This window comes from Burkholderia sp. ABCPW 111, from assembly GCF_000773065.1.
Lineage (GTDB): Bacteria > Pseudomonadota > Gammaproteobacteria > Burkholderiales > Burkholderiaceae > Burkholderia > Burkholderia savannae.
Map to the genome: position 1 here is coordinate 37,026 of NZ_JPWT01000089.1, position 6,240 is coordinate 43,265.

Consider the following 6,240-nt stretch of genomic DNA (forward strand, 5'->3'; position numbering starts at 1 on the left):
ATCTCAATCGAAGTTGTAGGCTTGGGCGATTTCGATGCCGAGACTGTTGTTCTTGGCGATGAAATCCGTCAGAAACTCGTGCAGCCCGCTCTTGAAGATGCGTTCGACCGTGTTGTCTTCGAGCGACTGCTTGATTTTGGCGGCCGTTTCGTGACAACCGTGCGTGACGCCGTAATCTTTCGCGAGATGCTCGAGGCTCGACACGACGCGTCCGTAGCAATAGCGCAGCGAACGCGGCATCCGTCCGTTCAGGATCAGGTAGTCGGCGATGTTCGTCGGCTTGTATTGCACGTCGTAGACCCAGCGATACGACCGGTGCGCGGCGACGCAGCGCAGGATCGATTCCCACTGATAGTTGTCGAGGATCGTGCCGACGTGCGACACCGACGGCAGCAGCAGGTGATACTTGACGTCGAGAATCCGCGCGGTGTTGTCCGCGCGCTCGATGAACGCGCCGATCTGCGCGAAATCGAAGATCTCGTTGCGCAGCATCGTGCTGTAGAAGCTGCCGAGGATCAGCGCGGTCTCGCGCTTGATCTCGTCGAGGATCGCGGGCAGCGCGCTCGCGCGGATCGGCTGCGCGAGCGCGCGCTTGATCGCGAGCCACGCGCCGTTCACGCTCTCCCACGCCTCGCGCGTGAGCGCCGTGCGCACCATCCGCGCGTTCGAGCGTGCGCATTCGATGCACGACAGCACGCTCGACGAATTGTCGCGATCGCGCAGCAGATAGTCGGCGACCGTGTCGGCCGCATAAGTTTCGTACTTCTGACGATAGCCGTCGTCCGCGCCGGAGCTGACGAGCACCGACGACCACTCCGCCGGCGCGTCCGACGTGCGGGTGAGCGCCATCCGCAATCCCGCGTCGACGATCCGCGCGGTGTTCTCCGCTCGCTCGATATAGCGATACATCCAGTAAAGACCGCTTGCTGTGCGTCCGAGAAGCATGTTTGCCGTCCACTCCGATCGTTGTTCGGTGCGGCGCGCCCCTACGCGCGCGCCGCGCGCGCATGCGCCGCCTCGCGCGTGCGTCAGTCGGCGAGCACCCAGGTATCCTTGGTGCCGCCGCCCTGGCTAGAGTTGACGACGAGCGAACCCTCCTTCAACGCGACCCGCGTCAAGCCGCCCGGCGTGATGCGAATCCGGTCGGACACGAGCACGAATGGCCGCAGATCGACGTGGCGCGGCGCGAGGCCCTTCTCCGTCAGGATCGGCGTCGTCGACAGCGCGAGCGTCGGCTGCGCGATGTAGTTCGACGGTTTCGCGCGCAGCTTCGCCGCGAACGCTTCGCGCTCGGCCTTCGACGCGGCCGGGCCGACCAGCATCCCGTAGCCGCCCGAGCCGTGCACCTCCTTCACGACGAGTTCCTCCAGATGCTCGAGCACGTACTTGAGGCTGTCCGCTTCCGCGCAGCGCCAGGTCGGCACGTTCTCGAGCATCGCCCGGCGGCCGGTGTAGAACTCGACGATCTCCGGCATGTACGAGTAGATCGCCTTGTCGTCGGCGATGCCCGTGCCGGGCGCGTTCGCGATCGTCACGTTGCCCGCGCGATAGACGTCCATGATCCCCGCGACGCCCAGCACCGAATCCGGTCGGAAGGTGAGCGGATCGAGGAACGCGTCGTCGAGGCGGCGATACAGCACGTCGATCGGCTTGAAACCTTCGGTCGTGCGCATCGCTACGCGATCGCCTATCACCTGCAGATCGCTTCCTTCGACGAGATGCACGCCCATCTGGTCGGCGAGGAACGCGTGCTCGTAGTACGCGGAGTTGTGAATGCCGGGCGTGAGCACCGCGACGGTGGGGTTGTCCGCGTTGCCGCCGGGCGGGCAGACGGCCGCGAGCGACTGACGCAGCAGTTGCGGATAGGTTTCGACGGGCCGCACCTTCACCTGCTGGAACAGCTCGGGGAAGAGCTGCATCATCGTTTCGCGGTTCTCGAGCATGTACGACACGCCGGACGGCGTGCGCGCATTGTCTTCGAGTACGTAGAACTGATTTTCCGCAGTCCGGACGATGTCGACGCCGATGATGTGCGTGTAAACGTTTCCGGGCGGCCGGAAATCGATCATCTCGGGCAGGAACGCATCGTTGTGCGCGATCAGGTGCTTCGGCACGATCCCCGCGCGGACGATCTCCTGACGGTGATAGATGTCGTCGAGGAACGCATTGAGCGCCATCACGCGCTGCTCGATCCCCTGCGACAGCCGATTCCATTCGTGTCCGGAAATGATCCGGGGCACGATGTCGAAAGGAATCAGCCGCTCGGCGGCCTCGGCGTCGCCATAAACGGCGAACGTGATGCCGGTCTTGCGGAACACGCCCTCGGCGTCATGCGCCTTCTGGGCCAGGCTCGCGGGGTCCTGCGTGTCGAGCCATTGCTTCAAGCGCTCATACGGCGCGCGTACGGTATCGCCGGGTTGCAGCATTTCGTCGAACGGCTTCATCGAAAAGTTCTCCATCCATCATTCACTCGGCATCTCTCCATGCCGAACCGGCGCAATGCGTAGCGAGCAAAGAGCGTGCCTTGTTGGAATCCGTTTCGCGGTTTGATTTGGCACTTTTGCGCGGCACGCCGCACCACGAAGGTGCGGCCGCCAGTTGGCGGCATGCGCCGACTCGGCGCAGCCGGCGTCGCCCGCGTGGCTAGCGTGGCAGATTTCCGGCGTGTCTGTCTATGCGGGCGATCACCCCGGGGGACGGATCGAACCGCCCTCCGGATTTTCTGGATTAACCAGATAGTTAAGAGCCGGAGACGCGACCCGCACGGAGACGACTGCGATTCACGTAATGGACCGGAACGTGAGGCTGAATTGGCGACGCGGCCCCCGGCGCTCAAGAAGCGCTCAAGCATTTTGATCATGCACCAACAGAAATCGAATGGACTGCGAATAGCCCGGAAGCTTCCTGATTTGCACGAATAGCGAGCGGACGCAGCCGTCGCCTCCGTATCTATCGCGTGAGACAGCAAGTGTGCCTCGGCCCCCCCGGCCTGGAATCCATTCGGCTTCCCGACGGACGGCAAGACGAGGCGAGGCGTCTCACCGCTCCAAATCGCCGCGCCGGCCGTCGAATTAACCCTACTCGCAAATGAGAATCGTTTGCATTTAAGGCGAAACTATCCGATGATGTGCTCCGTTCATCGACCGATACCGAAGCCTCGACCATGGATGCCATCGCCGCTGCGGCGCCCGCGCGCGCCGCCGTCGCCGCCGTCGCCGACAACCCGCACGGCCTGCTGCGGGGACTGCTTTCGCGCCGTTCCCGCTGGCCGCTGACCGAGCCCGCGCCCGGCCCGCGCGAGCTCGACGCGATCTTCGACGCCGCTCTCTGCGCCCCCGACCACGGCAATCTGCGCCCGTGGCGCTTCGCCGTCATCCGGGGCGCGGCGCGCCACGCGTTCGGCGACCTGCTCGTCGAACTCGCCGATGCGAGAGCGCCCGACGATCCGCCCGGTTCGCACGAGCATCGTCGCGGCAAGGCGCTGGCCGCGCCCCTCATCGTCGCGCTCGGCACCGCGCTGAACCGCACGTCGAAGGTGCCGGAGATCGAGCAGTTGCTCGCCGTCGGCGCGGCCGCGATGAACATGCTCAATGCGATCCATCAGCTTGGCTACGGCGGATTCTGGGCAACGGGCGTCGACTCGTACGAGCCGGCGCTGCGCGACGCGCTCGGCTTCGGCCCGAACGAAAGTCTCGTCGGGTTCCTGTTCGTCGGCACGCCGGCAGAGCCCGCGAGCGGCGCACGGCGCCCGGATCGCAGCGCGCACGTGCGCGAATGGCTCGGCCCCGCACGCTGACCGCCGCGCCGATCGACATCGATGCGCGGCCCGCCGATCGCGGGCCGCTCTGAACCCGGAGGTTCCGCCATGCATTTCCCTCATGCCGACACGAGCGGCGCACCACTCGCCGACGCCGACGCCGCATCGCGCGACACCGACGCCGAGCGGGTCGTGCTGACCGCGGTGCGCACCTGGCTGCATCCGTGCGCCGCCGCCGGCGAAGACGCGCGTCGCGGCCGGCGGTCGTGGCGCGACGTACTGGCCGCCGCCGGCCTGCGCGCCGACGGCCTCGTGCACTTCGACATGCTGATGCGCTTCCTGACGTGCGACGCGTGTCATCCGCTCGACACGCACTGCCGCTGCGCGAGCGGGCTCGCCAGCGACGAGGCTCGGCTCTTGCAGGCGCTCGCCCATCTGCAATCGACGCGCAGCGAAGCGGCGCTGCGCGCGCTCGCCGACTGGCTGCCGCGCTGCGCGGACAGCGGCGTGCTGAAGATCGCCCGCTGGTTCTCGATCGCATTGCTCGACGCGGGGCTCGCGATCCGCGTTCCCGCGCAGCCCGCCGCCTACGTGCACTAACGCGATCAGTCACGCACGCGCGGCGAACATGTCGCCGCACAAACGCCCGGTGGCGGCTCGCGCGAATCAAGCACGGCTTCGTCGGGCGCGCGGCGGGCACACGGGTTGCGACGCCCGATGCTCAGCCCGTCACCCGCAACACGAGCCGCGTTTTTCTACGCCCCGCGACGAGCCGCCAAATCGCCGTTCGCAACACGGGCACGGCACGATTCCACCCGGTCAACCTCCTAAGTTTCGCGGTAACGCTCGCTGCCGGGCACACGATAGGCTGCGGTCTCTTTGCTTGCGGCTTTCTTCCCGGAGCGACTCGAACGGCCGGGGCGGCGGCGCACGTCTCGCGCGCCGGACTCGCACGGATTTCGCCGCGCCTGCCATTTCTGGTAGGCCTGCGAACGCGCGGCGTCATCTACCATCCTGACGGAATCCTCAGAAGAAAGCGCAAGCCTCATATTTCGATATCCAAAACAATCGACGCATCTTTACCACACTGCGGACCGCGAGCTGTGTCATTTCTCACCTGGACTCACTTGGAGGAACGCTACATGAAGTCGCACTTCGATGCGCCGTCATCTCGCCGGCGGGCGCGCGGCGCCGTCACACTCGGTGCCACCGCCACGCTTGCCGCTTCGCTTGCCGCATTGCTCGCGCCCATCGACGATGCAGCCGCGCACGGCGCGGTCGGCTTCCCGATCGCGCGTCAATACCAATGCCGCCTCGAGGGCGGCTATTGGGACCCGCCCAACGGCTCGGGTATCCCGAACAACGATTGCCGCGCCGCCTATCGCGCAGGCAACAATTCGGCTTACCCTTTCACGCAATGGAACGAGGTGTCCGCGAACCCGGTCGGCCAGGGCAACGATCTCGCGCAACTGAAGGCCGCGGTGCCTGACGGCCTGCTGTGCGCGGGCGGCGACACGTCGAAGGCCGGTCTCGACAAGGCGCCGACTGCACTCTGGCGCAAGACGCAACTGACACCACGCAACGGTCACATCGAACTCCTCTGGGAGAACACGACCTCGCACAATCCGGCGCGCATGCGCGTGTTCATCTCGAAGCCGTCGTACGATCCGTCGCGACCGCTGCGCTGGGACGACCTGCAGCAGATCTACGAAGCGCCGGCTCCCGCGCCCGTCCCCGCGAACGGCGCGGGCCATCTGCCCGGTTCGATCCAGTCGTTCTACAAGCTCGACGTGACGCTGCCCCCGGGCCGCAGCGGCGACGCCGTGCTGTACAGCTACTGGCAGCGCATCGACGCGGGCAACGAAGGTTTCTTCAACTGCAGCGACGTGACGATCGCCGCGGACGAGAGCGCATCGGGCTTCCCATGGGTCGCGACGCATGCGTTCGTCGAGCCGGGCGTCGCGCCGCAAGCCGGCCAACAGGTTCGCTTCCGCGTGATGGGCACCGACGCGCGCGGCGCGGAAGTCGTTGACGTGCGGCAACCGATCACGCCGTACAACACCAATCGCAGCGTGTGGGCGAAGCAGATCGCCGATCAGGTCAACGGCCGCTACGGCAACATCGCGCGAATCGGCGTGCGCTCGGGCAACACGATCTACTTCGACACGACGAACTTGAACGCGAACAAGGTCTGGCTGCAGCCGAACTACAGCAGCGCGCTCGGCGTCGTCGGCGCGAAATAGCGGGCCGCCGTCCGTTCCGGACGGGCGGCCGCGCATCGCCGCAAGCCGGCGCCGCGCAGCCGCCTTACATAGCGTGCTTGCGGATATTCCCTCGATATCCGCATTGGGCGACGCATCTCGATCCTCGATGCGCCGCCTTTTTTTTGGTTCATCGCAGGAAACCGTGGAGGGTTTTCGAGCGATTGCATAATCTGACACCTGATTTTAAGGATGTCGGAGGAAGCAATTGCTCGATCGAAA

At 65.9% G+C, this 6,240-nt stretch carries 6 protein-coding genes; 3 read left to right on the forward strand and 3 right to left on the reverse strand.

Going from position 1 to position 6,240, the window contains the following annotated elements:
- Positions 1-3: 3 nt before the first annotated feature.
- Positions 4-945, reverse strand: coding sequence for an alpha-E domain-containing protein (locus X946_RS21085; protein WP_038751509.1), 942 nt, complete (start codon positions 943-945; stop codon positions 4-6).
- 83 nt (positions 946-1,028) lie between these two features.
- Positions 1,029-2,444: a circularly permuted type 2 ATP-grasp protein gene (locus tag X946_RS21090; RefSeq protein WP_038751525.1), complete on the reverse strand. Its 1,416-nt coding sequence runs from the start codon at positions 2,442-2,444 to the stop codon at positions 1,029-1,031.
- Positions 2,445-3,163: 719 nt separating this feature from the next.
- On the opposite strand from X946_RS21090, the gene X946_RS21095 reads away from it, so the two are divergent.
- From X946_RS21095 to X946_RS21105, 3 genes are all read left to right on the forward strand, one after another.
- Positions 3,164-3,796 carry a nitroreductase family protein gene (locus X946_RS21095; protein WP_038751512.1) on the forward strand — a complete coding sequence of 211 codons (633 nt, stop codon included), beginning with the start codon at positions 3,164-3,166 and terminating at the stop codon, positions 3,794-3,796.
- A gap of 69 nt (positions 3,797-3,865) precedes the next feature.
- Positions 3,866-4,357, forward strand: a complete 492-nt coding sequence (locus tag X946_RS21100; protein WP_038751514.1) for a hypothetical protein — start codon at positions 3,866-3,868, stop codon at positions 4,355-4,357.
- A gap of 542 nt (positions 4,358-4,899) precedes the next feature.
- Positions 4,900-6,000 (forward strand): lytic polysaccharide monooxygenase, encoded by a 1,101-nt coding sequence (locus tag X946_RS21105; protein ID WP_038751527.1) that lies wholly within the window; start codon positions 4,900-4,902, stop codon positions 5,998-6,000.
- Here X946_RS21105 and X946_RS36365 read toward each other — a convergent pair.
- A partial coding sequence (locus X946_RS36365) for a hypothetical protein (protein WP_235364048.1) occupies positions 5,964-6,240 on the reverse strand: 277 nt, incomplete at its 5' end. The genes X946_RS21105 and X946_RS36365 overlap by 37 nt on opposite strands.